This is a genomic window from Vibrio sp. Vb1026, assembly GCF_033338745.1.
Lineage (GTDB): Bacteria > Pseudomonadota > Gammaproteobacteria > Enterobacterales > Vibrionaceae > Vibrio > Vibrio alginolyticus.
Map to the genome: position 1 here is coordinate 1 of NZ_JAWOTH010000048.1, position 2,388 is coordinate 2,388.

General features: G+C 41.0%; 4 protein-coding genes. 3 read left to right on the forward strand and 1 reads right to left on the reverse strand.

Annotated elements, in window-relative coordinates:
- Positions 1–163 precede the first annotated feature (163 nt).
- From R7E47_RS23980 to R7E47_RS23995, 3 genes are all read left to right on the forward strand, one after another.
- Positions 164–571: a hypothetical protein gene (locus R7E47_RS23980; RefSeq protein WP_230238829.1), complete on the forward strand. Its 408-nt coding sequence runs from the start codon at positions 164–166 to the stop codon at positions 569–571.
- Positions 572–716: 145 nt separating this feature from the next.
- Positions 717–1,187 (forward strand): hypothetical protein, encoded by a 471-nt coding sequence (locus R7E47_RS23990; RefSeq protein WP_258481471.1) that lies wholly within the window; start codon positions 717–719, stop codon positions 1,185–1,187.
- Positions 1,188–1,333: 146 nt separating this feature from the next.
- Entirely contained in the window at positions 1,334–1,615 is a 282-nt protein-coding gene (locus tag R7E47_RS23995) for a hypothetical protein (protein ID WP_250654434.1), read from the forward strand.
- Between the two features lie 138 nt (positions 1,616–1,753).
- On the opposite strand, the gene R7E47_RS24000 is transcribed toward R7E47_RS23995, so the two are convergent.
- Positions 1,754–2,146: a hypothetical protein gene (locus tag R7E47_RS24000; RefSeq protein ID WP_318085145.1), complete on the reverse strand. Its 393-nt coding sequence runs from the start codon at positions 2,144–2,146 to the stop codon at positions 1,754–1,756.
- Positions 2,147–2,388: the final 242 nt, after the last annotated feature.

Below are 2,388 nucleotides of genomic sequence, written 5' to 3' on the forward strand. Positions count from 1 at the left end.
GAAGTTAAACGTAGAAATGTCGCCTAACAAACTGTTCAAGAGGGATTCGCAACGCGTGGCATTTTCACTATGCGTTGGTTTTAGTGTTTAAGGTGGTATGCGGTGGCTTTGGTATTGCGTTGCTCACCCCTTAACAGGGCGTTATGTAGCAAGGAGATACGGTGTGCTTAACTTTTTGAATAAAAAGTCTTATGTTCAGTCAGTCGCTAAAGATGTAGCTCCTAAACTGTGTGCTAAGTTTGGGAAAAAGCCCGTCTATTCGTTTCAGGAAATTAGTTGGGCATTGAGCGAGATTAAGTGCAGTGATGACCAGTTCTATAAGTCAGTATGTTATGGCATGTTGCTGCCTTACAGCAAAGACTTGGCTATCGAGTTACAAGAAGACTTAGGCGACTTGTTAGAGTTTCAAAAGTCTGTCGGAGAGATCTTATTTAACGTGTCGGAAGTTCCTTCTGTTGAAAGCTACCTATTATATGCAGAGGTAAATTCAGTATCTAAATGTAAAGTTACGAACACGAGTTTAGATAGTTCCGGTGGAGTAAACTTTCTTGATTTTGGCGGCGGTGACTAGCTACATAACAAGGCGTTCAAGAGGGATTCATGCCGCGTGGCATTTTTGGTATGCGGTGAGTTTTGGTGATGAAAGTGGCTTGCGGAAACTTGGTTTAGGCGGCATTCACCCCTTAACGCGGCGTTAAATTTCAATTGGAGTATGTATGGGTATTTCATTTCGACATTCTGCTGGATTTGGTAAGAGGATGGAGTATTGGATTACCGGATTAATGCTTAAAGAGGGTATTGATGTATATATGCCATTAATTGATGACAATGGCATTGATGCGGTGATCAGGAAACCTGATGGCACATTTATTGAGATACAAATAAAAGCTCGCTCCAAAGAGGTTACGATGGGGGATGCAGCTTTGTTTGCTGCAATTACTCACGATCTTCGTGATAATTATTACTTTGTCTTCTACTCAGAGCGTTTGGAACAGTTTTGGATTATGTCGTCTGAGGATTTTATAAAAGAGTCTAATCAAAACAAAACGGGCAAAAATGTAGGTAAGCGCTCAATCTGGCTTAATGGTAAGCGTAAGAATAAAGAAACTGGAGAATACACGGAGCATTGTCATAGTCGTTTCGATAAGTACAAAGTCAACGATTTCTCGAGACTAGTTGAAATTTAACAAACTGTTTAAGAGTGATTCGCAACGCGTGGCATTTTTACTATGCGTTGGTTTTAGTGGTTAAGGTGGTATGCAAAAGCTTAGGTATTGCGTTGCTCACACCTTAACAGGGCGTTATACGCAATACGGGAACATGGAATAATATTGTGGAAGCTAAAGAAAGAAAACTGTTTAAAGAAATAGCATCCATATTATGGAATGACTGGGATCCAATCGGTGTTAACGATGGTGAAAATGAGTGGAACGACGAATACGACAGTTATGTACCTCATATATTTCGATTGGTGCTAGAAGGAAAGGATGCATCGAGAATAGCTTTATATCTTTCTTCTACAATTGAACAAAGTATAGGTTTGTCTGCATATCCACAGCATGATTTGAAAGTTGCGAATAAAATAGTAGAAGCTAAGGTGCGCATCTTCGGCTAGCGTATAACAATGCGTTTAAGGCAGATTCCCAACGCTTGGCGGTTTGTATTCTAAGTTGGGTTTAGCGTTTAAGGTGTAATGGTTTAGTTTGGGTGGTAGGCGTTGCTCACTACTTAACGCGGCGTTATGTTGCAATCACTAGTTGTAATCTTCAGGGAGAAGAGCCTGACCTGAATTGTCGATGAGATATGTGAGTGCATCAATCACTCGGGTTGGTGTTAACAAGTTTTCTTGGCTGCAAGCATCGAGTTCAAATGTGAGGTGAAGTTGCTCTCGCTCTACTTTGATAAATAGGTTTCCATGTGGTGGGCGCTCTTGTGACAAAGCGAAGGCCCCGATACCAAGAAAGTGTGGGCTGTTAAGGTTTCTGGTCGCGTAGATATCACATTTTAACTTGTGGGCCAGTGCTAAGAAATCCAGAAGTAAGTTAATCTGTTCATCTGAGATGCTATCAAGTGATTTGACATGTGGTTGTTTACAGAAACATTCCAAATAGTTAATCATCTCATCGATGTCGTTGTTAAATAGCATTGCGTCTAGTCCTTGTTATAAGGCTTGCGATTGTACCTTGAGTCAGCAACATAACAAGGCGTTTAAGACAGATTCCCAACGCTTTGCCTTCTGTATTCTAGGTTGGGTTAAGTGATTACGGTGTAATGGTTTTGTTTGGGTGGTTAGCGTTGCTCACTACTTAACGCGGCGTTATGCGACGCGCAGAAAAGTTCTTTGTTCTCATCTTCTTAGTTCTCTTTGAGCATTCGTTTTTCTAAGTC